Source organism: Paenibacillus sp. FSL H8-0079, assembly GCF_037991315.1.
Taxonomy (GTDB): domain Bacteria; phylum Bacillota; class Bacilli; order Paenibacillales; family Paenibacillaceae; genus Paenibacillus.
This window is the reverse complement of record NZ_CP150300.1, coordinates 472641-495387: the sequence shown is the minus strand read 5'-3', so window position 1 is coordinate 495387 and position 22747 is coordinate 472641. Positions and strand designations below refer to the sequence as shown.

At 48.0% G+C, this 22747-nt stretch carries 22 protein-coding genes; 7 read left to right on the top strand and 15 right to left on the bottom strand.

The genetic code is table 11. From position 1 onward, the window contains the following. Positions 1 to 93: 93 nt before the first annotated feature. Entirely contained in the window at positions 94 to 777 is a 684-nt protein-coding gene (locus MHI06_RS02365) for an S-layer homology domain-containing protein (RefSeq protein ID WP_340400282.1), read from the top strand. Positions 778 to 956: 179 nt separating this feature from the next. Here MHI06_RS02365 and MHI06_RS02360 read toward each other — a convergent pair whose 3' ends face one another. Beyond that, positions 957 to 1583, bottom strand: coding sequence for a nitroreductase family protein (locus MHI06_RS02360; RefSeq protein WP_169480937.1), 627 nt, complete (start codon positions 1581 to 1583; stop codon positions 957 to 959). A gap of 262 nt (positions 1584 to 1845) precedes the next feature. Further along, positions 1846 to 2310 carry an Rrf2 family transcriptional regulator gene (locus MHI06_RS02355; protein WP_169480818.1) on the bottom strand — a complete coding sequence of 155 codons (465 nt, stop codon included), beginning with the start codon at positions 2308 to 2310 and terminating at the stop codon, positions 1846 to 1848. 430 nt (positions 2311 to 2740) lie between these two features. Here MHI06_RS02355 and MHI06_RS02350 point away from each other — a divergent pair, with 430 nt between their 5' ends. Continuing rightward, complete coding sequence (locus MHI06_RS02350; RefSeq protein WP_169480819.1) at positions 2741 to 3472, top strand: MBL fold metallo-hydrolase; 732 nt, start codon at positions 2741 to 2743, stop codon at positions 3470 to 3472. Further along, on the top strand, positions 3469 to 4041 hold the full coding sequence (locus MHI06_RS02345; RefSeq protein ID WP_340400281.1) for a TetR-like C-terminal domain-containing protein: 573 nt from the start codon (positions 3469 to 3471) through the stop codon (positions 4039 to 4041). The genes MHI06_RS02350 and MHI06_RS02345 overlap by 4 nt, the downstream gene beginning before the upstream one ends. A gap of 176 nt (positions 4042 to 4217) precedes the next feature. Here the strand turns inward: MHI06_RS02345 and MHI06_RS02340 are convergent, their stop codons facing one another. The 3 genes from MHI06_RS02340 to MHI06_RS02330 are packed head-to-tail and all read right to left on the bottom strand — an operon-like array spanning position 4218 to position 7980. Then, positions 4218 to 5348 carry a hypothetical protein gene (locus MHI06_RS02340; RefSeq protein ID WP_340400280.1) on the bottom strand — a complete coding sequence of 377 codons (1131 nt, stop codon included), beginning with the start codon at positions 5346 to 5348 and terminating at the stop codon, positions 4218 to 4220. Between the two features lie 54 nt (positions 5349 to 5402). Next, positions 5403 to 6845 (bottom strand): glycosyltransferase family 2 protein, encoded by a 1443-nt coding sequence (locus MHI06_RS02335; protein WP_169480822.1) that lies wholly within the window; start codon positions 6843 to 6845, stop codon positions 5403 to 5405. Further along, positions 6826 to 7980 (bottom strand): HEAT repeat domain-containing protein, encoded by a 1155-nt coding sequence (locus MHI06_RS02330; RefSeq protein WP_340400279.1) that lies wholly within the window; start codon positions 7978 to 7980, stop codon positions 6826 to 6828. The genes MHI06_RS02335 and MHI06_RS02330 overlap by 20 nt, the downstream gene beginning before the upstream one ends. A gap of 217 nt (positions 7981 to 8197) precedes the next feature. Between MHI06_RS02330 and MHI06_RS02325 the strand changes: the two genes are divergently transcribed. Next, positions 8198 to 8683, top strand: coding sequence for a cytochrome c biogenesis protein CcdC (locus MHI06_RS02325; RefSeq protein ID WP_340400278.1), 486 nt, complete (start codon positions 8198 to 8200; stop codon positions 8681 to 8683). Between the two features lie 122 nt (positions 8684 to 8805). Here the strand turns inward: MHI06_RS02325 and MHI06_RS02320 are convergent, their stop codons facing one another. Together MHI06_RS02320 and map are read right to left on the bottom strand one after the other, a co-directional pair. Beyond that, positions 8806 to 9819, bottom strand: coding sequence for an NADP-dependent oxidoreductase (locus tag MHI06_RS02320; RefSeq protein WP_340400277.1), 1014 nt, complete (start codon positions 9817 to 9819; stop codon positions 8806 to 8808). A gap of 174 nt (positions 9820 to 9993) precedes the next feature. After that, a complete protein-coding gene (gene map / locus MHI06_RS02315) occupies positions 9994 to 10740 on the bottom strand; it encodes a type I methionyl aminopeptidase (RefSeq protein ID WP_340400276.1) in 747 nt (248 codons plus the stop codon). Between the two features lie 208 nt (positions 10741 to 10948). Between map and MHI06_RS02310 the strand changes: the two genes are divergently transcribed. Continuing rightward, entirely contained in the window at positions 10949 to 11158 is a 210-nt protein-coding gene (locus MHI06_RS02310; RefSeq protein ID WP_340400275.1) for a hypothetical protein, read from the top strand. Positions 11159 to 11578: 420 nt separating this feature from the next. On the opposite strand, the gene MHI06_RS02305 is transcribed toward MHI06_RS02310, so the two are convergent. The 3 genes from MHI06_RS02305 to MHI06_RS02295 all read right to left on the bottom strand — a co-directional run bounded on the left by MHI06_RS02305 (position 11579) and on the right by MHI06_RS02295 (position 13634). Next, positions 11579 to 11827 carry a hypothetical protein gene (locus tag MHI06_RS02305; protein WP_340400274.1) on the bottom strand — a complete coding sequence of 83 codons (249 nt, stop codon included), beginning with the start codon at positions 11825 to 11827 and terminating at the stop codon, positions 11579 to 11581. Between the two features lie 163 nt (positions 11828 to 11990). Next, a complete protein-coding gene (locus MHI06_RS02300) occupies positions 11991 to 12884 on the bottom strand; it encodes a protein kinase (RefSeq protein ID WP_340400273.1) in 894 nt (297 codons plus the stop codon). Between the two features lie 63 nt (positions 12885 to 12947). Further along, positions 12948 to 13634 carry a hypothetical protein gene (locus MHI06_RS02295; RefSeq protein WP_340400272.1) on the bottom strand — a complete coding sequence of 229 codons (687 nt, stop codon included), beginning with the start codon at positions 13632 to 13634 and terminating at the stop codon, positions 12948 to 12950. Between the two features lie 543 nt (positions 13635 to 14177). Between MHI06_RS02295 and MHI06_RS02290 the strand changes: the two genes are divergently transcribed. Then, positions 14178 to 15131: an L-lactate dehydrogenase gene (locus MHI06_RS02290; RefSeq protein WP_340400271.1), complete on the top strand. Its 954-nt coding sequence runs from the start codon at positions 14178 to 14180 to the stop codon at positions 15129 to 15131. A 138-nt stretch (positions 15132 to 15269) separates the two neighbouring features. On the opposite strand, the gene MHI06_RS02285 is transcribed toward MHI06_RS02290, so the two are convergent. Beyond that, positions 15270 to 17978: a PAS domain S-box protein gene (locus MHI06_RS02285; protein ID WP_340400270.1), complete on the bottom strand. Its 2709-nt coding sequence runs from the start codon at positions 17976 to 17978 to the stop codon at positions 15270 to 15272. A 292-nt stretch (positions 17979 to 18270) separates the two neighbouring features. On the opposite strand from MHI06_RS02285, the gene MHI06_RS02280 reads away from it, so the two are divergent. Continuing rightward, entirely contained in the window at positions 18271 to 18696 is a 426-nt protein-coding gene (locus tag MHI06_RS02280) for a DapH/DapD/GlmU-related protein (protein WP_340400269.1), read from the top strand. A gap of 94 nt (positions 18697 to 18790) precedes the next feature. Here MHI06_RS02280 and MHI06_RS02275 read toward each other — a convergent pair whose 3' ends face one another. From MHI06_RS02275 to MHI06_RS02260, 4 genes are all read right to left on the bottom strand, one after another. Further along, on the bottom strand, positions 18791 to 19525 hold the full coding sequence (locus tag MHI06_RS02275; RefSeq protein WP_340400268.1) for an ABC transporter permease: 735 nt from the start codon (positions 19523 to 19525) through the stop codon (positions 18791 to 18793). Position 19526: 1 nt separating this feature from the next. Further along, the gene (locus MHI06_RS02270) at positions 19527 to 20243 is read right to left on the bottom strand and encodes an ABC transporter permease (protein ID WP_340400267.1); all 717 of its coding nucleotides are present in this window, start codon (positions 20241 to 20243) and stop codon (positions 19527 to 19529) included. Continuing rightward, positions 20240 to 21154: an ABC transporter ATP-binding protein gene (locus tag MHI06_RS02265; RefSeq protein ID WP_145325645.1), complete on the bottom strand. Its 915-nt coding sequence runs from the start codon at positions 21152 to 21154 to the stop codon at positions 20240 to 20242. The genes MHI06_RS02270 and MHI06_RS02265 overlap by 4 nt, the downstream gene beginning before the upstream one ends. Positions 21155 to 21240: 86 nt before the next feature. Further along, the gene (locus tag MHI06_RS02260; RefSeq protein ID WP_340400266.1) at positions 21241 to 22746 is read right to left on the bottom strand and encodes a HAMP domain-containing sensor histidine kinase; all 1506 of its coding nucleotides are present in this window, start codon (positions 22744 to 22746) and stop codon (positions 21241 to 21243) included. Position 22747: the final 1 nt, after the last annotated feature.

The window sequence follows — 22747 nt, the reverse complement described above, 5'->3', positions numbered from 1 at the left end:
ATTACAGCAACCTTTTGAACAGTAGGGTCGTCTATAGGGGCAAATAACTTTTATATAAAGGGATCATTCCTGGAAAAGTGAGGCGAATTCGAAATGAAGAAAAATATTCTTGCTACATTAACTGCGGGAGCTCTGCTCACGCTTTCTCTAAGTGCAGGTCCAATCCACGCTGCGCAGGCCCAATTCACGGATATTCAAGGTATTGCAGGAGCAGACAAAATTGAATCTCTCCATCAGGATGGATTCATCAAAGGCGTGAGAGACAACTTGTTCAAGCCTGAGCTGGAGTTAAATACCTCTCAGGGCATTCAACTGATTGCAGATGGACTGAATCTGAATCTGGACACGATTCGTTTTATCAAACAGCCACTGCCAAGTGACTACTTCTCTAATGTAAAAGATGGCGTATGGTACAGTGATGCATTTATCCGCGCCCAATTTAATGGAATTCAAATGTCACAGGATATCGATCCATCCAGAGCGCTCACTCGTGAACAATACACGTTGTTCCTGATGCAAGGCATCGAGGCCAAAGGCGATCTGCCGATGATTAAAATCAAACCTGTGGACATTGCCGACGAACAGGAACTTACCCCTGAGTATCAAGGTGCTATTCAACGTTCACTCGTTCTCAAAATTAATGCACTGGATGCCGATGGAAACTTCCATCCCAAACAAACGATTACCCGTGCCGAAGCAGCCGTTATGATGTATAACGCAATCGAGTACATGGAATCGTTCCATGCACCACAAATCCCGGAAACACCTGAGAAGTAATCATTTCATGGTGGAAGCTAAGAACTCACTTGAGTGGTAATCCGATCGATTGGAGTCCCAATGAATGGCCTTTTCCGCACAAACTCCAATATGCCAAACAGCCGCACCTTCCCTCAACAGGAAAGTGCGGCTGTTTGTATACCTATATCGCTGATGCAAGCATCGGATGTACTTTTAACTTAGAAAGAACCTTTAACAACAACCTCGGACAATGAGAAACGTCCTGACGGGTGAGCTGGCTGTGCAGCTTTACCTACAGTGATCAACAACGTTGGCACGAAACGTGCAGGAATGTTGAATGTTTCGATCAGTTGTTGTGGATTGTATCCACCGATTGGGCAAGTATCGTAACCCAGGGAGCGTGCAGCAAGCATAATATTTTGGGAAGCAAAGGATGCGTTACGAATCGCTTCATCGCGAGCTGTTTGCGCGCTTTGGTAAGCACCGTTGATCTGACCAACCAATGCGTCACGGATTTCAGCAGTCAATGCACCTGCTTCAACAGCTTGATCGTAGATTACCGTGTTACGGTTCGCTTCCAGATCACCAAGAACAGCAATCGTAACTGAACTATCTGTGATTTGACTTTGGCCGTAAGCAACTGGCAACAATTTCGCTTTGTCTGCTTCGGATTCAATCACGAGGAATCTCCAGTGTTGCAGGTTCCATGAAGATGGTGCTTCAGAAGCCGCTGTCAAGATCGCATTCAGATCAGCCTCAGGCAATACAAAACCTTTTTCGTACTTTTTGACAGCATGGCGTTCGCTAATGACGCGAAGTGTTTCATTTTTTTCAATGCCTGACATGTGTTCCACTCCCCAAACTCTTTTTTTGTTTGTTCTTCTTTTACGTTCGCAAGGCAATCTTGAAGTTAACTCCACCAAGTACTTACCTTCCGAAAATAACATCAGCGCAGACGATCTCTCCCCATCTGTGTTCACGTTATGCCCGGAATCGCCTGGAACCATCAATTGATCTTTCACCGGAGCATACGCCCATGCCATAACTTGTCCACCCTGCCTGACTAAACCAAGGCCATATCATGAAGGACCATTGGTTGTGGAATCGTCAGGACTTCTCATTCGTAGGCAATCCATTCAACGACAAAGTGCATTCTTCCCCATGACCTATACGCTGCTTCACATCCTGTATAGATATACGATCAAAATAAGCGCTGAGCGCCTCTTCGCCTCCGTTATAAATGTTCCCCATCACATCCTGCATATTGGAAGATACCACGCACGATGAACCAGACTCCCCTGAGCACCAGTTCGGACCGAGCGAACCACCAGCTACCAGTCTGTACAATTCTCCAAGCTTGATCTCTTCACTTGGACGGCTAAGCAAGTACCCACCATGAGCACCTTCCTTGGTTGTCAGGTAACCATGCTTGCGCAGAACACTAAGTACCTTACGGACTCTGGCCGGGTGCGTACCCACACTTTGGGACAAATCCTCACTATTGGCCATACACTCATCTCTCATCGATAAAAAAACAAGACAATGCACCGCTATGGTAAATTCGCTGTTCATAACTTACTCCCTTCCCGGTATACAACACCGATGAACTTCAACCCAAGGTAAGTATAACTGTCATTATATGAATAACAGTTATGTTTGTCAACTTTCACCCAAGCTGGAGACCAAACGTGATTTTTCCTGTTATACCAATACTTACAGCTCTATATACAATCTGGCCAGGATTCACATTCCATCTGCATTTTAATCTAAAAAGAACAAAAAAGTGAGCCTTTCGCTAGGCGAAGGGCTCCAATAAGATAGACATATGAAAGGGCTTACGTGATTATTATAATCGGTAATCTTCATTTTGAAAACGCTTTTTTTGTAAAGTGCATCATTATTTAAAATTTTTTTTATTGAAACAAAATGAACTATAGGTATTGCTAAAACTAATGCCATTAGTTATTATACTAATATCATTAGTTTTAAGGAGGGTTTATCGATGCGCATTACCCGAGAGTTTGATGTCGTTCAAGTTACATTCCTTCCGAAGCTCTTCCCTGTGAACGTGTATCTTGTTGAAGAGGAAGATGGATTAACCCTGATTGATGCCGGAATGCCGTTCAGTCTTAAGGGGATTTTGGCAACTGCCCTTTCCCTTGGCAAACCCATTACCAAAATGATTCTGACTCACGCTCATAGCGACCATATTGGTGCACTGGATAGCCTCAAGGAGGCGTTACCCCAAGCGGAGTTCTTCATCTCCAGACGGGATGCCCGGCTATTGGCGGGAGATACCTCACTGCTTCCAAGTGAGCCACAGACCCCGGTACGCGGCGGCGTGCCCAAACCCAAAGCGGTGCGTACCCAGCCGGACCACTTGCTGGATGACGGTGACCAGATTGGATCACTGGTCGCCATTGCCTCACCAGGCCATACGCCAGGGCACATGGCCTTCATGGATACGCGCAGCCGCGTGCTTATCGCTGGCGACGCCTACCAGCTGCAAGGCGGCCTCGCTGTATCCGGCCGCGTGCGCCCGCTCTTCCCGTTCCCCGCGCTGGCGACGTGGAACCGCGAAGCGGCTCTGGCCAGCGCGAAGCGCCTGGCAGAGCTGGAACCGTCCGTGCTGGCTGTAGGCCACGGACGGATGCTGCGCCAGCCCGCGGCCGCCATGCGCGCGGCAGCCGCTGATGCACAGCAGCGGCTCGGTCTTGCCGGGGGGCAACGATGAGCCCCCGGCAAGGGCTGGATCGCGGCGCTCTGCTTAGCGCCGCCACCCAGCTTGCTGACAGCGACGGCTTTCAGGCGCTGACACTGGCCGCGTTGGCCCAGCGGCTGGATGTGCGCTCACCGTCGCTCTATAACCACATCAGCGGACTGCCCGGGCTTCGCCAGGAAATGGCGCTGATGTCCGTACAACAGCTTAGCCGCGCATTAACTGCGGCTATCGCTGACCTCACTGGCGATGATGCCATTCAGGCCATCGCCGCGGCATACATCGGCTTCGTCCGCGAGCACCCCGGGCTCTACGAAGCCTCATTTCATGCCCCGGACCGCGAGGAGCCACAGCTCGCCGCGGCCAGCACAGCCACACTGGAGTTGCTGCTGCACAGCTTGCAGCCCTACCCACTAACCGAAGCGGAAGCATTGCATGCCGTTCGTGGTTTGCGCAGCCTCTGCCATGGGTTTGCCTCCATTGAGGCACAAGGCGGCTTCGGCATGGACTTTGATCCGGACGAAAGTCTGCGTCTGACCGTATCCGCATTCCTGCACGGACTCCGGCATCTTCACAAAAACTAGTAAAGACTGCATGGCATTACGAAAAAGGACTGCAGATCCGCTGCAGTCCTTTTTACGTTGTCGTGTAATGGTACATCCCATCTACGCGCTTCTCTACTATGTACATCTCCCGTTCCTCATTACAGTAGAACGGACTTTCGCTGTCTACTCTCCAGCCGAACGTTTTTATAACCATTCTACGGCCATTGCTGCCGACTTTCCTGCACTTCCTCTAAAATATGCTTCATCACTGGCACGTACACCTTCCAGTAGAACATGTCAGGAATCTCTTTCTGATCCGGCGTAAGCTTGGAGCGGACGACTTCCCATCCCCGAATTCGGCGCCAAAATGAATAATGCTTCATCTCTCCGAATGATCCTGCCATGTAATACGACCGGTTATAGTCGTCGTACCGGACCAATGCAGCAAATTCCGCAGGAATTCCTGCATCCACCAGCTTCTGCTCGCCTGTCTCCGTCAGATCCGTCCTATACCAGGCCAGTATGGAACTATTCTGTTGCGGCACAATGATATCGAACCAGCCACTGTAATGAATATCCTGGGTTATGCCGCACCACTCCTTGCCTTCCTGTGTGAAAGCAACCTGTATCCTGCCTGTCTTCACATCCGAACCTTTCTCCAGTACCATGACCTGTCCATCCATATGTACCAGCAGCATACCAGCTCCGCGATAAGGCCATTTCTTCTTCTCCCGCTGCTCATAGTTCGTGCGAACCCAACGGGGTACTTCTTCTATACTTTGCAGATTAGATACCGATTTCCCCTGCCATCCACTGCTATTCACGCCCAAGATGGGGTATAGCTGCTCCCTTGTCATCTTGGAAGCCGTATTCGCCAATGCACTGTATTCGGCAACAATCGTTACGCCTTTATAAGCAGCCTCGCGAATCTTCTGCGCATCATAGATCGTTAAGCCTTCATAGATTCCATCTTGTCTACGTTCATTCTTGGATGTAGACAGACTACTCCGATTCGCTGTCAGATAGATCAGATCCGTGTCCGTCACCTCATCAGGCATTAATCGTTTCATCTGAGGAAGCCCGTCCTGAAGATCATATCCGTAATAATCCTCTTCATAGGAATAGTGTTCCCCGGTTTGCTGTACGATCTTTTGCTGATTCAGCAGCCAGACCAATCCCTTGTGTCCCTGGTAGGACTCGTCCGGTCTGCTCTTGTCAATAATCATGATGTTAAGCGGAACCGGCGCCTGAGATTGCCACATAATCCAGGGGACAACCAGCACCACCGATACCACTGTAAAACAAGCCAGCGTCCACATCGTAGCTGGCCTGTAACTTTTTTTCATGAAACGTATTCCTCCTTGCTCTGTTCCAAGGCATTGCCAGGATTGATCGGTAGATTACCCTAATCCATGTCTGCTGTCCTTTTCCTCTGCCTTCCTCAATCCCATCGCCTGCAACATTCCATATATACGGGATATATTATTCAGCGGTCTGAACCAGAACGTCTCCGTACATGCATACAACAGCAGACGTGTTACCTCTCGGGACGTATATGCCTTGCGTGAGCACCATATTTCGAACATCACCGCACCCGCGGACAACAGGGAACCATAAAGTATCAGCAGCAACGCGAGAATGATGCATAGATTAATATCCACCAGCTGTAGCCCTATGCCTGCAATGAACAGCACGATCGCTCCCAGTTCTAACACCGGCCCCAACAATTCGATCAAAATAAAATAAGGGATGGATACCATCCCCATCCAACCATAGGCCGGATTGAAGATCATGCTCCGCTGAGTCCATAGACTGCTTGCAAGCTGCATATGCCAACCGGTACGCTGTCTGCACAGCTGACGCCATGTGCCGGGTACCTCTATCCTGCAGATCGGATCGGGAATATATATAATACGCCCCCGTTGCCGGATCTGCTTCATATGTTTTTGTAACCGCATCACCAGTTCCATGTGAGCGACCTGGTCATCTCGCTTGTATCCTCCAACTTCCAACACCCGGTTCTTTTTGAATACACCGAATACTTCGGATGTAAATAAAAGCACATTAATATTGTACCGAACAAGTCCCACGCCGCTAATCAGAAAAGCACGCACGTATTCAATGGTCTGCATTACAAACAACGTACTGCCCGTCCGTCTTGTGCTGTTGTCGGCTGAGTTCGTCAGATTCGTATTTCCGGGGGCCATGAGATCCACTCGTCCACTGCAAGCCATGACCTCTTCTCCCGGAAGAGCATCCATAACGGGTTTCATGATCTTCACCAATGCATCCCGTTCCAGAATTGTACGGGGGCCAACGGAGGCGATGTAGGGATACTGCGAGATATTCAATCCTACATTCAGGGAGTCCATTCGTCCTCCATACGCCTTGTCGATCACAATCAGACGATGATGCAACCTGGATTGGTAGACACCATTAATCTGACCTGTCTCCTGACCAAGTCCCGAATAATGAACTTTACTTTGAATGGGCATCAGATCATAGGTTTCCTTTAGACGCCGCATGGTCCCATCCTCTGACCCATCATTAATGATAATGACTTCATAGCGTGCATACTGAATATCCAGCAGACAGCTAATTCGCTGTACGATCGTATCCTCGCTATTCCGCACGGGAACAAGCAGGGAGACCGCCGGAGCCAGTTCCTCATCTAACATCTCATGATATTGCAGCGGGTCCAGATCCCTCCTGCGGATCAATGTCCGAGCGGCGGCGGCAACCAGTACACTGCACATCACAATCGCCAGCACTAGATAAATAAACATCCCCTCATAACACGCCAAAACAAACCCCCGCAGCATCTCAATCCATCTCTCGTCCATACTGCATCCTTTCCAGCGTTTCTTCCGCTATCTGCCTTGCATATTTATCCGGATGATTAACAGCCGTATCCCGAAGTTCTTCAAGTCCCTGTTCGTACCGGGCAAGGGAGTTCGCCGCTTCCTGCCTGATCTGAAAGGAAGGATCACCCATCATCATCTTCAAACGAGGGATAAAAGCATCCGCATGAACAGTTCCCATGAGCTGGGTCACGGTTAGTCGTTCAGCACGTTGCCTTTCCTCACCATGTTCGTTCCATACCAACAATAGCCCCTTCAACAAATCTTCACGACGCCTACCCACATACGCCAGTGCCTGATAAGAGCAAGTACGTAGTTTCGCATCTTCTCCTAGAATGAGCTTCTCCAGTAGAACAACAGCGCCATCCGTCTGATCATCCCGAATACGAATGGCATGGATGATATTAGACTGGACCTGGTAAGGTACATCTTTGAAATGATCCTTTAGACGAGTCCAGGATGAATCGGTAAGCAACAGTAAGATCTGAAGATACTGTGAATCGGACAATACATATTGCTCACGCATTAATTCCTTCACGATTCTGAAATAACCGGTTCTGGCATATATGCGCAAAATGATAAAGCGTTCAAGTAGCGTACATGATCTAACCCGCAGCATATCCTCTAATCTGGGCAGAAGCTCCATCATATGAAACTGTTCAATATATAATAGTGTGTTAACCCGTTCGCTCCACTTTCCCGTCTTCAGTACCGACCGATATGAACCTCCAAAGACTTGCCAGGATAACAGGCGAATCCGTAAGATCTCGTGCTCTTCCGGCCCTTGAGCGAGCTGTTGCAATAATAACTGCTGCAACACGCTTTGTTGATCTCCACTCATATTCGATAATTCTACGCTAATTTCCCCTTGGTCAAGGTACCGCTGTAAAGCCGAGCCTTCTGCAAGTAAATCCTGAACCAGCGCTGTCTTAACCTTTTCCCTGCGTCTGCTGCTATATTTCGTCCATAAGATATAACCGTAGATAACTAGCAAAAGAAACAGTACACTTGCACAGATCAGGCTGACCATATGTACTAACCAATCGGTATTACTGGCAAGCCAACCTGTACGATGTGAACCGATGAGCTTAATGTACATCCATTTTTGTCCAATCATTGCATGATTTCCCCTTAATCGAATAAACGGCCTTACAACGGGCACAATAATACAAAATTTTCAAATACACCCTGTGAATACATATCGGGTATATGATACACTAAGCTTTCTATCGGCTATATGCGTTTGTGATATAATAGGAACTGAAAATTCCGGCAATTCGTACTGGGTTCCGGATCTCCGGATAACATATTATTCCAGAAAGAGGGAGTTCTACGTGGCTCAAATCAGTCCGTACTACCTGCAAATCGGAGCAACCGTGGGTATGCTCGTCATGGCCCTGCTTGCCATCTTCATCCGCATGAAAGCCAGTCACAGACCGGTGACCATTCGCAAAATCCTTATTCCTCCGCTCGGCATGAGCACAGGATTTCTCATGTTTGTTGTACCGGAGACACATGTTCCTCTACTCTGGGCATTCATTGCGTTGCTGGTGGGCTGGTTTCTCTTCTCGTATCCCCTCATTCGCAGTACACGGTTCGAACGAGTAGGTGAAGAGATTTTTGCCACACGTTCCCGCAGCTTTGCTTTCATTCTGCTCGGATTGCTGGCCGTACGCCTGATCCTGCATGAAATCATTCAGCGATATGTAAGCATTCCGCAAACAGGTGGATTATTCTTCTTGCTCGCATTCGGCATGATTGTACGCTGGCGTGTATATATGTACAAACACTACAAAGAAGTGCTGGTTGCTGAAAACTAGCCGTCATACACAAACCACGCACGGATTCACAGACAAAAAGACACGTTCTCTTGCACCATTGGTGTGCAGAACGTGTCTTTTTTCCTTTTCAACCTATTTATAAATGTAAAACCATTCGATATCTATTCAGGATCTGCAACTTTAACCAGCTGCTTGCCCAGATTATCTCCCGAGAAAAGACCCATAAATGCTTCCGGTGTCTGTTCGAACCCGTCTACAATGTTCTCTTCATACTGGATGTGACCTTCCTTAATCCATTTCGCCAATTTGGCGCGGCCTTCCTTGAAGGATTTCGTATAGTCACCCAGCAGGAAACCTTTCATTAATGCTGTATTCGTTAACAGCAGCGTCTGTGGGCGCATCCCGATATCCGGCTTCTCCAGATTATAGGACGAGATCTGACCGCATAACGGAATACGTGCATTTCGATTGATGTGGCGTAGGACGGCATCCGAGATGTCACCACCCACATTGTCGAAGTAGACGTCTACGCCATCCGGGCAAGCCCGTTCAATGGCCGCTGACATATCCTGTTCCTTCTTGTAGTTCAACACCACGTCGAAGCCCAGTTTTTCTTTCAAATACTCACATTTCTCGTCAGAGCCCGCAATGCCGACCACGCGTGCTCCTACGATTTTACCAATCTGACCTGCAATCATACCTACCGCTCCGGCTGCTCCCGATACAACTACCGTTTCGCCGTCCTTGGGTTTGCCGATGTCCTCCATACCAAAATAAGCCGTCAGACCCGTCAGGCCCAGCGCACCCAGGTAAGCCGTGATTGGTGCTTCTTCGGTATCAATCAGCGAAAGGTCCGCCGTATTCACTGCGGCATATTGCTGCCAGCCCCACATGCCGGATACGAGATCTCCTTTGCGCAGGTTCGGTTCCGAGGATTCCACAACCTGTCCAATGGCTCCACCCTTAATCACTTCATTCAATGCGTACGGTGCAGCATATGATTTTGTATCTTTCATGCGGCCCCGCATGTACGGATCGACCGACAAATATAATGTACGTACCAGGACTTGCCCAGCTTCCGGTTCAGGAAGGGGTGCATCAATAAATTTGAAATTCTCTCTGGATGGGGCACCTTCAGGACGAGACGCAAGTACGATCTGTTTATTTACAGACACCAAAATTACCTCCTTGTTGCCAAGTGGACGCAAGGTTAACCCTTGTCAGCTGAGATCACTCACCACTGGCTCTATGTTATCACTTCTTATTAGTTTAAACCGAAACAGGCGGATCACAAACGTGGGCCGCCTTGAAATATGCAAATATCGTCACATTGTAGCTGCTTTTAGCTATTATTGTGCTGTCAAAATCACAGGACCGTCTGCTGTAATCGCAATCGTATGTTCATACTGGGCAGACAGACTTCCATCCATAGTACGCGCAGTCCATCCATCCGAATCCAGCTTGCTGCGGTACGTACCGATGTTCAGCATCGGTTCAATGGTAATAACCATGCCTTCCTTGAGACGTGGGCCCCGATGTGGTGGACCATAATGAGGGACTTGTGGTTCCTCATGCATCTTCTCACCGATCCCGTGTCCAATAAACTCACGTACAACCGACAGACCTTCACCCTCTGCATACACTTGAATGGCATGGGAGATATCTCCGATCCGGTTGCCAACCACGGCAAGTTCAATTCCTTTGTACAAGGAGGTTTTGGTTACATCCAGCAGATGTTGTGCTTCCGGAGTCACTTCACCTACGGCATAAGACCAGGCCGAATCGGCCAGCCAGCCATTCAGATTAACAACCATGTCGATTGTGACGATATCGCCGTCTTTCAGTGCATATTTTCCCGGGAACCCGTGACAGATCACATCATTAACCGACGCACATGTCGCATATTGGTATCCATTGTATCCCTTTTGTTCCGGCGTAGCGCCATTTTTCTTCATAAAAGCCTCTGCAAACTGATCGATCTCCTGTGTCGTGATGCCCGGACGAATCATTTTTGCAATTTCTCTATGGCACGCGGCGAGAATTTCTCCGGCTTTTTGCATATATTCAATCTGTTCTTTGGTCTTCAACGTAATCATAACAACTACTCCTTGTCCGTTAAAATCTTATCCTGTCCTCTATTGTAACGCTAAACGCTCAAAATAAAAAATTCCGTATAATCAGCAACATCCTATTATACGCCAAGCTCCTGTCCAATGAATATAATTTTCCATAAAAAACTCGAAACCCCTTCATATCGGGCCACGTATATGGTTAAAACAGTTGAAGTCGAAAGGGTGAAAGCTCATGTTCAAAAAGATTATTGGCAAACTGATCGATTCGAAATCTTCATCTCACCGCAAACGTCATAGCTCCTCGGACAGGCGCTCATATAAACGTCACAGCAGTTCCTCAGGCAAGCGCTCCTACAAACGCTATTCTTCTTCGGATGTAAAATACCGGGATAACCGCAGTGGCTCTGGGTATTACAAAAGCAGAAAATACAGCTCCAGCTAAGCTGCTCTCACTACTGCTTTTAAAGAGCAATGCTCGTGCCGGCTTAGTGGATGCTACAATATATAAATATGTAACAAAGGGGTGTTCGACAGCCATACACACGGCCTGCAGAACACCCCTCTATTGTTTCTATATAAGTATGTATCAATTTTGCTGATTTTGATGTCTTAATGCTTCAATATAGCAAATTCGCTTATCTAGGGAGAACGAATAATACACTTTAAATTTATCAACTAATATCCGGTACGTCCCTTGCCAGGATGGTTCCTGAGCTGGCATGGATTCTGCCATGACAGCTACCTTCATCTCAATTCTCCTAACTAGTTCAATCTTATAGAGCTTTGTCTCTTCCTGAGTGAAACGAACACTTCCGATTTGAGCGAGAGCCTGTCTTGCTGAAGGTGTCCACTGGATCAACATCTATAAATTCCCTTTTTCAATTGCGTCGATTATATCATCTGTAGAGTAGACCCGACCCGAAGAAATATCCTTTTTGGCTTGCATAATTAAAGTTTTAAGCTCCCGATCACTTTCTATTTCTTCCTGAACCACGTTTTCCAGCGGCTTGATTAAATAATGCTTACCTTCAATATCCACGATGGTGTCTTTTTTGCTATGAGACCACGTTTTGAATAATTCGGCATGATCGCCTTCCAGTTTTTTTAGCATATGATGAATCGCCTCCTTCAACGTATAATTGTTATTCATTATATCATTCAACCCACTGTTTTGATACGTTTTGCATTTATCAGCAAAAAGGAAAAAGACCCCTGCAGATATCATAACGAAGAGGTCACGGATAACATATATAGGTCCGACTATAGAGCTTATTTCATAGTAATTTCAGCAACACTTTCTCAATCTCTGCCTGTAACTCTGTCGCCCCACCCTCATAACCTGGACGGAGTCCAAGGAGTCGCTCCAGCATCTGGTGCAATTCCGGTGTAAGCTTGAGTTCCTCCTGCCAGCTCGCTGGTTCTCGGCCCTTCTCTGGCTCATAGGCGGAATACAGCATAAATAGAAGAAAGTGACCGATGTCCTGCAGATCATGATCCGGTGTAGCCGGTTCATCTTCAGGCTCAGGTACTTCTCGCATACGTCGCTTCAGCTCCGGCAACAACGGCTCCCCCAAGCGTCTTGCCAGGCCAAAGTCAATCAGATGCACCGTCCCTTCACGTAAAATAACATTGGGAATCCGCACATCTCCATGAATATATCCCTGCTCATGCACATGAGCTACCGGGGCCAGCAGTTGACCTGCCAGTTCCAGGCATTCCCGCTCCGTATATTGAAGACCTTGCTCAAATATGCAATCTTCCAGCGTCTGTCCACGAATATACTGGGTAACGATATAACTTCGTCTCCCGGATGTGAACACGTCCAATAGATCAGGGATCGCCGGATGGTGCAGACGTTTCATCACGTCCGCCTCCCGCTCCAACAGATGCGCAGAGAGTCTGCCCTTGCTGGGCTTTGACTCCTTCAATGCCACTTCATTGCCGGTCCGGTCATCTGTACACAGATACGTTAGCCCATAGCTCCCCATACCCAGCAATTCCTGTATTGTATAACGCTCAGCAATGGCCGTCCCCTCACGCCGAGAACGGTCAGTCCATAGTCCGAGCAATCTTTGCCAACTTCGTCGCAGCTCCACAGATCCTCCCACGCCAGCTTCCCGATGCTCCCGGACTAATTCTATATCGAGCAATCCGTTGCCAGTCTTCATGTTGTATGGAGCTTATTATATCAGGCCGATACTGTAAAATCACGATAGGTAAATGCCTGTTGCTCAAGCTTCCTTATGCTTCTTGGGCAGCAACCCGAACAACATACGCAGGGATACTCCTTTGGATTTGGGTTTTCTTCCCTGGAAACTGCGCAGATTGGTTACGAGTTCACGATCCCGCTCCTCTTCTAACTTCTCATTCATCCATAGACGCTGTTTATCCATCTGTTCCTGAAGAGCCATATGTGTATCGGCCAGATGCTGAAGGGTCAACTCCAGTTCATCGACCCGCTGTTGCAGCAGCTGTACCCGATCGTCCTGTTGTTGTTCTACAGCACCATAAGTGACCTCACTTACCAGCTGTCCCAGACCCTCATAGGATCTAAGATTACCCGTTACTTCAGGTTCTTCAGGGAATACGGATGACATTGATGTTGCTGCACATTCCGGCTCTGACAGACCTTCGATTCTCACTGCGGGTACATCTACATTTACTTCTACGACAGGTATGTCTGGAGCCAATACAGTCACCACAGCATCAGCAAGGGGTAGATTATGCTCTCTGAGTTCGGTCATCAGGCGTTCAATGCACTCGATATCGTCTGATTTGAATAGTCTCGATTTGTTGGCGGAACGTTCGAACCGGTATCCCTGTTCTTCCAGTGCCGCCGCATATTTACGAAGAGTACTGGCGCCTATGCCCAGGCTCTTGGCCGTTTCCGTCGTTGCTCCTGCTTCTTCAATCATCATTAATTCCCTCCCGGAATGAAGTCTTTTGGGAATCAATTTCATAATACCTTTAGTGAGTTATGAAATTGATTCTTGGATAAAAACATTATGGCTTCAGCGTTCCTTTTGGAACCGTCATCGGATCGGGGCAACCTGTCTCATGGATCAAGTATGCTTATCTTTTGCTTGTCCGTATGTATTCGTCAGCTTCTCGGCAGATCCCTTTGGCGGTTTTGTTCTGTTTCTGCGGATTCCTAAGAACTTTTGTCAGGTATACGATTCGCACAAATAACCCTTGATCCGACAACGAACATGAATGCTGTCATGTCGAATGATACTGGTGCAAATGCCGTCAAATCATAGGATTGTGAATTATTCATGTCAATTTTGTTAACTCCTTTACTCCAATACGCTCCCGCGATAGCGGATATCATTGCTGCACAGCTTTTCCATGTGTTATCTTATGTAACGTAGAAGTACATTTCAGCATAAAATAAAGGACTATACTTAACATAGGACGCGTAAGTGACGGATAAATATCAATGTAATGGGGGCTGAACGGCAGTGTTAGGCAAATCAGGTAAAGTAGCGGTGATCGGGGCGGGTCTTGTCGGTTCGAGTTGTGCGTATTCCATGATTAATCAATCGATATGCAGGGAAATTATGATGGTGGACCGGACGTATGACCGTGCTGTAGCACAGGCACTGGATTTTTCCCATTGTATGGACTTCACACATAACCGCACCAAAGTATATGCAGGAACGTATGCCGATTGCGGCAATATGGATGTGATTATCTTAACCGCTGGGGTGAATCCCAAGCCAGGACAGACACGGCTGGATATTCTGGAAGAAGCGGAGTCCATTGCCAAAGACATCGTGGTTCCCATCATGAACAGTGGATTTAACGGGATTTTTGTCGTCGCTGCCAATCCGGTTGACATAGTAACTTATATGGTATGGAAATTATCCGGCCTACCGCGCGAACACGTCATCGGTACAGGCACGTCCATTGACTCTTCACGACTCAAAACGCTGCTATCTGAAGTCTTCTCCATCGATCCACGCAGTGTGCATGGTTATGCTCTCGGGGAGCATGGAGAATCCCAGTTCGTGGCTTGGTCGCATGTGACCATTGGTGGCAAACCGATTTTGCATATTATGGATCAACACAAGGAGCGTTTCAAACATCTGGATCTGGACGATATCGCACGCAAAACGAAAGATGCCGGATGGGAGATCTTTACCCGTAAAGGCTCCACCCAATTCGGAATCGGCAACGCTCTGGCGCACATCACGCGTTCCATCCTCAATGACGAACATAAAATTATCGCCGTATCGGCTATCCTGGACGGAGAGTATGAGCAGCATAACGTCTGCGTCGGTGTTCCCGCAATCATCGGTGGTAATGGCATTCAAGAGATTATCGAATTGAATCTGGATGCAACGGAACGTGAGAAATTCAACAATTCCTGTGAAATCCTATCAGGTAACATCAATCGTCTGACACTGGCATAAGCCATTCGTATACATCTCCACGTTGTATGCTTCAGCTCAACTTCAAAAGCCTTGCCAACGCAAACATGCCAATAACACTCCATACGAGGAGTTTTATTGGCATGTTTGCGTTTATTATTTTTCACAATCGGTAGTTGTTCAATTCGGTGCAAGCTGAGGTTCGTCCCTTGGTCCCCATTGCTGTAACACTCGCTTCAACTCACTCAGCATAACCGGTTTGCTAATAAAGTCACGCATACCCATCTCCAGACAAGCTTCCTTGTCTTCACGTTTGGCATTGCCTGTAACTGCAATGATGGGCGGTATGCGATCCTGTGGAATTAGGCGGTGTAAAAGGTCTGTCGCCTTCAGTCCATCCATCACAGGCATATGAATGTCCATCAGAACAATATCATAAGCATTCTGAGAGATGGCATCGATTGCTTCCACACCATTGGTACATACATCTGCCTGGTATCCGAGCTTCTCCAGATATTCTCGCAGAATCTTCCGGTTCACCGGATGATCCTCCGCCACCAGAATACGCATGGCGACCTTGTCACTTTGACGTGTGCGATCATGATGGAACTGACTTGCCGTCTGTTCCGCTGAAGCATCTACACTCGTCGCAGGAACAGCAAACCGGAAGGTCGAACCTTCCCCTTCTATACTCTCGACACTAATACTGCCTCCCATAATCTCCACGAGTCGCTTGGAGATGACCAGGCCCAGGCCAGTACCACCATACTTCCGGTTAATTACCGGATGCAGCTGAGAGAAGGACTGGAACAACTGATCCAGCTTGTCAGCCGGGATGCCGATTCCCGTATCCTGTACCGCAAAATCAAGAACGCTGTCTTCAGGCTTTCTGCCCTTGATGATATCTACCGTGACATCAATGCTTCCCCGGTCTGTGAACTTGAGCGCATTGCCAACCAGGTTCACCAGAATCTGCCGGATACGTATGGAGTCGCCTACCATGAACTCAGGAATACTTGGATTGAGACGATATCTGATCTCCAGATGTTTCTCATCTGCACGAGGTTTAAACAGTTCGGCAACCTGTTCCAGCATCTTGCGTAATGCGAACGGCTCATAGGATAGCGACATTTTCCCGGATTCCAGCTTACTGAAGTCCAAAATATCATTAAGGATGTTCAGCAGAGCATCGCCGCTATCTTGAATAATCTCGGCATATTCTCGCTGTTCCTCCGATAAATCGGTACCGATCAACAACTCGGTCATGCCCACGATCCCGTTCATTGGTGTACGGATCTCATGGCTGACCATCGACAGGAACTCGGACTTGGCCTGAGCTGCCAGCTCAGCTGTCTCTTTGGCACGTACAATCTCACGTTCGCCAGTCACATCATTGAACACGACAACCGCGCCCTGAATCTGTCCCTGTTCAATAATCGGCGTCACTTGATACTGCACCAGAAAGCTGCTGCCATCTTTACGCCAAAACACATCTTCCTTGATTGTGCGTCTCTGTCCATCCAACACGGTCATGTGGATTGGGCACTCTTCTTTTGGAAAATGACTTCCGTCTGCACGGGTATGATGGATAATGGGATGTGAGTTTTTGCCGATGAATTCTTTCGCTTCATAACCGAACATCGAAGCTGCTGCAGGATTCATAAACATGGTGATTCCATCCGCATCCAATCCATATATCCCTTCCGTAACGGTGTTAAGAATCAGCTCATGTTGCTTGCTAAGCTCCTGAATTCGCTCCGTATATTCCTTACGCTCGGTAATATCGGACACGATTCCATAGACACCTACCACTTCTTTATCCACAATAATAGGCACATTCGTAACAGATACTTCGATCTTCCGACCACTTGAATTGACGATCCGGGTCTCATAATATTGCGGTTCGCCCTGCTTCACCATTTCAAAACTCGTTTGGCCGTATTGCACTTCGCGTTTATCCAGATTGGATAAAAACGATTTGCCAATAAGCTTATTGCGTGAAACATCCAGCATCTGCATCAGCTTGCTGTTCACCGCACTATATTGGCCCTGCATATTCAATGAATACACGGCTGCCGGATTATGTTCGAACAGCGATCTGTATCGCTGACGACTTTCTCGAAGACGTCTGTCCGCATCCTTATGCTGAGTAATATCCCTGCTGATGCTAACAATCTGGGTTGTCTTGCCCCGCTCTCCAGCCACAGGCTTCGCCAATGTCTCCATCCAGATATAATGTCCTTTTTTGTGTAACACACGCATCTTGCAGCCATTACCAATCTCGGAAAGCTCCATCGGATCAGGATAATCTCCCGGATAACAATAATCCTTGAAGGACTTTCCTGTAACTTCTTCCGGCTTATAACCCAGCAAGGTGTACACGGAAGGTGAAACGTATAACAACTCACCATCTGTAGCACAGGTCGTAATTAGATCTTGCGCATGGTCAGCGAGTACCTGATATTTCTCCTGCGCCTCCCGAAGCTCGCGTTCCACTTTCAAGATATCGGTAACATCTTTGGCAATGCCGTAGATACCTACAACTTCTTCCCCCTCTGTGATGGGCACATACGTTATCTGTGCCTGTTTCAGGGAACCATCTTTATGATAAAAAGTAATGGAATTACTGACTGAACGTCCAGCCAGTACCTCTTTAATATATCCTTTGCGTGAATTTTCACTGTCCGGAGGACAGATCTGATTTCGACTCATACGAATCAAGTCATCCAGTGTATGCCCTGACATCCGCTCTACTGAGGGATTAGCATCAATATAGTTTCCATGGATGTCCATTACATATATGGCATCCGGATGGTTAAAAAACAGTGATTGGTAAGAACTTCCCTCAGAAATAATGCGCTTCAGGGTTTCCGTTTTATTAACATCCAAGGCTTACCCCTCTTTTCTTAGCCAATATCTTCATCTAACAACAGGAATTGATTAATCCCGTAGAAATGGGCCTACCCTCGAATAACCATGTAAGCCTGCCTAGAAACAGCTTTTTTTATTTTACCAGATTCTCGTCTCATTTTGCTTACAATCTATGATTCAATTCACATGATGTGTGATGTAATAGTTGGAATTTATATTTTCACTTTATTATACTTAAATCCAGCCCTCTATGGGCCTGCTGCCACGAATCAGAGGTAAGGTTTATCTGAATAAATTGGGTGACTTGCAGGTGGGAAAACGGCTTAACATCATAGGCAAACCGTGGGGAACTCAGTTAACCGTGGTCAAAGGCGCGCGATTAACCATTGGCGATGACGTCATGATTAATGCAGGTGTAGGGATTGCGGCTAACGTTGAAGTGACCATCGGAAATAACGTCATGATTGGTCCTCGAACAAGCATATTCGACAGTGCCTATCACCGGATTGATTCGCTGGATGACGGGAGCCAGACTGCCAAGCGGATTGTGATCCAAGATAATGCCTGGATTGGTACAGGCGCGCTTATTTTGCCCGGAGTGACCATTGGCAGAAATGCAGTCGTGGCTGCAGGAAGCACGGTAACCAAAGACGTACCCAAGAATACACTTGTAGCCGGAGCGCCAGCCAAAATCATTCGGGAGTTGACCATTCATGATGGATGGGTCAGACATTAGAAAAAATCCTCCTCAAGCCTACATACAATAGAGCTTTGCATGTTTTGCTTAAAGAGGATTTTGATCTACGATAACCAAGAACGTAACGGATTATTCAAATTTCTTTTTTTGCAAAATACATCATACCTATCCCAATGAAAATAACAGCACTTCCTCCGACGACTGCGAGCATCGTCATCAGTGGCACGTTGTAGGCTCCGAAACCTGCGCCGTCCACGGGTGTCATCAGAATCATTGGTTGTGCCCATGGATAATACGGCCCATATGTCGCCGAGTTTATAATGAGAATATTCGGTATGGTCAGTGCAAAATTCAGTGCGAGCGGCGCGGCAAAGCTGCTCCAAACCAATGAAACGAACATCTGCAGGGCAGCCAGTGGTACACAGGCCAGCAACCCAAGCAGGAGTTTGCCTACCAAAAATCCCCAAGGGACGGGCCCCGTGATACCATGAATCAACCCTGCCAGCAGAATGGACATCAGCAATAATACTTGCGTACCCGCCAGAAGCATGAGCACAATCGTCAGTTTACCTGCATATACGCCTGAACGTGTGAGCGGTAGAACCAGCATCTGCTTCCACCCTCCTCCTGCATGTTCAAAACGGCAGACAAAGGACGTAAACACGCCAGTCAGCATCGGTAACAATAGCAAACCGTGCAGGAAAACCATCGTGGTCATCAATACCTGCCAATTCCCCGAAGGCGTGGACAACAGTCCGATGAGCAGCGCAATGAGTGGACTTAGCAGAATCAGGATCCATATGGGCGATTTACCCATTTTCAATCGTTCAGCGGACAGAATTCGGAAATACGTTGTCGCAAAGCTCATATCAGGCCACATCCTTCCGGCTAAAATGCACCATACCCAGCAACAGGATCAATAGTCCCAGACCTGCACCCATGCCTGCATACAGATATGGATTAGGTCCGTTCCAAGCCATCTGCGCCCAAGCAAGCGGAAAGTTCGGCGAGATACTAAGTGCGAACATGCCGGTTATCGCGAGCACGATACCCAGGGTTACCGGAAGCGCCTGATTCTTGTTTACCATCGTCAGCCACAACTCCAGTGACAACACGGGAAGCGCACCAGCCAAAGGTAGCAGCCCCAACTTGATCGCCTGCGTCCAAGGGATCTCACTAGCATGGAACCCGAGGATCAGACCCAGACTCACAATTCCAGCGGTTAATAGCAGGCAGGAGATCACCAGCAGCAGACAGGCAAGCAGGAACTTAGCCAGATACACAGCCGGTCTGGGGATCGGCATCGCGAGCAACTGTTTCCACGATCCCTGTTCATGCTCAACATTGGCGATCATGGAGCTGAGAATGGTTGCTCCCAACATCAGAGACAAGGGCACAAAGATAACCACATTGCCCAATAGCCCGCCCCACAGGTTATCGGCGTACTGTTCTTTCAGATAATCCAGCCGTAGCCCGAAATTAAGCGCCTGCATGGCTATCAATCCAATCGGAGCCAGGAAGACGAGAAACCAGATGCCTTTCCCGCGAATCTTGAGCCAATCCGATGATAATGCACGCCCGGTCATATGGATGCCCCCTCGCCGATGACCCGCATGAACAGATCTTCCAGAGACTGACGCTGTTCCTCCACACGATACACATCATGATCCTGCTCAATTAATCGGCGCACAAGCAGTGCCACCGAAGGGTTATCCATATAAGGGAACGTTAACGCAGAACCCTGCCGCTGACCGAATTGCCCCTGTTCTCTGGCCAGCTTCATGGCCTCTTCCGGCTCCGAAACCGTTAACCGGATAGAGCTGCCCGTCTGACTATGCAGACTCGCAATGGTATCCTGAAGCACCATCTTGCCTTCACGGATAATACCGACGCGACTTGCCATCTGTTCGACTTCACTCAGCAAGTGGCTGGACACCAGAACAGTAATGCCATGTTCCAGAGGCATGCGTTTGATCAATTCCCGAATCTCCTGAATACCGGCAGGATCAAGCCCATTCGTCGGCTCGTCCAGAATCAATAGCTCCGGTTCACCCAGCAAAGCGCTAGCAATACCGAGACGCTGCTTCATCCCGAGGGAGTATCCTTTTACTGAACGTTTGGCATCCTTGGTCAGATCTACAATGGACAACACTTCCGCAATTCTCGATTTCGGTACATTGATAATGCGGCGTAAGGTCTCCAGATTCTCCACCGCGTTCAGATGCCCGTAATAGGACGGATATTCGACCAGAGAGCCCACACGGCGCAGAATATCCATGCGATCTTTGCGGATATCCTTGTCGAAGACCCGGATCACACCTTTGGTTGGTTTAATCAAGCCGAGAAGCATGCGAATCGTTGTTGTTTTGCCGGCGCCATTGGGACCGAGGAAGCCGTAGATATCTCCCTTTTTAATATGCAGATCAAGTTCACGGACCGCTGCACGGTCCCGGTATGTTTTCCATAAATTCGCCGTTTGAATAATATTTTCACTCACTGTATGATCACCTCGGAACTATCGTAACCTTCCAAGGTTAAAGCCAAGGTAGTCTCCAGTTTAAGTTTAGTTTAAAAAAAGGGATTTCAGCGGTTTGGTATTTCCCTGTTTCCCTTTCCACTGTAGATATATGTCCGAACACCTGTATCGGAACTGTCTACCCGCTTGCGCAGTCCCATTTCACGGATCAACAGGTCTACTATGGATAAGCCGAGGCCAGTCCCCTTCGTGTTGGAATTCGGTTGCATTCCTGGACCACGATCCTGAATAACAATCGCCGTCTCGCCTTGAATCTCCTGGGTTGATATACCAATATACTTCCCTCTGGCGGCATGACGGATCACATTCTGAAACAGATTATCGAGAATACGGCGCATGCCCTGTTCATCCACGTACCAGATCAGCGGTTCCTCCGGCAGGTCGATATCAATATCAAACTCTTCTTTCTCCCAGACTGGGTACCAGGCCGCCGCCGTTTCCCTGACGATCCGCAGCATATCTTTCTCTTCCAGCTTCAACGTATATTTCCCGCTCGTGAGCAAATTGTAGGATAACATGTTGTCGATGAGCCCGCCGAGGTCCTCCATCTTCGCTTCCATGCGATGTAATGAACGGTCACCTTGCTCGCTCAGCACTTCCTTGTGCAAAGCATGCATATGTCCACGAATCACCGTTAGCGGGGTGCGCAGATCGTGGGAGAGCCCGGCAATGAGACGTTTGCGCAATTGTTCTTCTTCGCGTTCACGATGGCGGCTATCGGACAGTTGATGCACCATCTGATTGAAAGATTCCTCCAACTGGCCGATCTCATCTGACCGGCGGATATCCACCGGAAGCGGAATGCCTTCCTTGCCTGGGGTCATCATCGCCGTCTGCAGACGAATAAGTCGCTTGCGAATGCGTGCAAAGAAGAGAATGGACATGATGATGAATATCATGAAGATGATGATCATGACAATGCCAAGATACAAGAGTTCCATTGGAAAATTATTTTGTGTCTTTTGCAAAAGCGATCGCGGCACTTCAATGACCATGAAGCCCTGTCCTCTATCCTGTTCATCTCCGCCTACATAGGCAACTACGGTCAGTGGATCACGATAGGAAGCTTCTTTCATGAATTGCAGGGTATTGTTCGCATTCCATTCGGCTGGGATTCGAGTCTCTGCCGTTCTCCCGGAATTCAATGACCACTTTAATATCGTGTCTGTTACGCCATCTGCTGACGTGGATTTCACCAGCGATACATCTTCACCACTCAGAATAAAGACCGTCTCACCACGAGCATTCACTCGATACATCGAAGATTTGGGATACTTGCGATGTACCTGCTTCAACCGTGTGCTAACCTCTTCATCTGAAGCACCATCGAGCTTCTCCGCTTCACGTGACCAGAGGTTACTGATCCGGGTAACGTCACCATATGGTGACGCTTGATTCGGATTCGTATTATTCACCACCACAACATAAATGATGGATATGATCGGAAGAACGACGGGCACGAATAATACTGCCGCCAGAATCAGGATAATATACCTGGACATCAAGGACCGCCCAAAGCGAAGCCTGCGCCGCCCATACTGCTTTTGATCCATG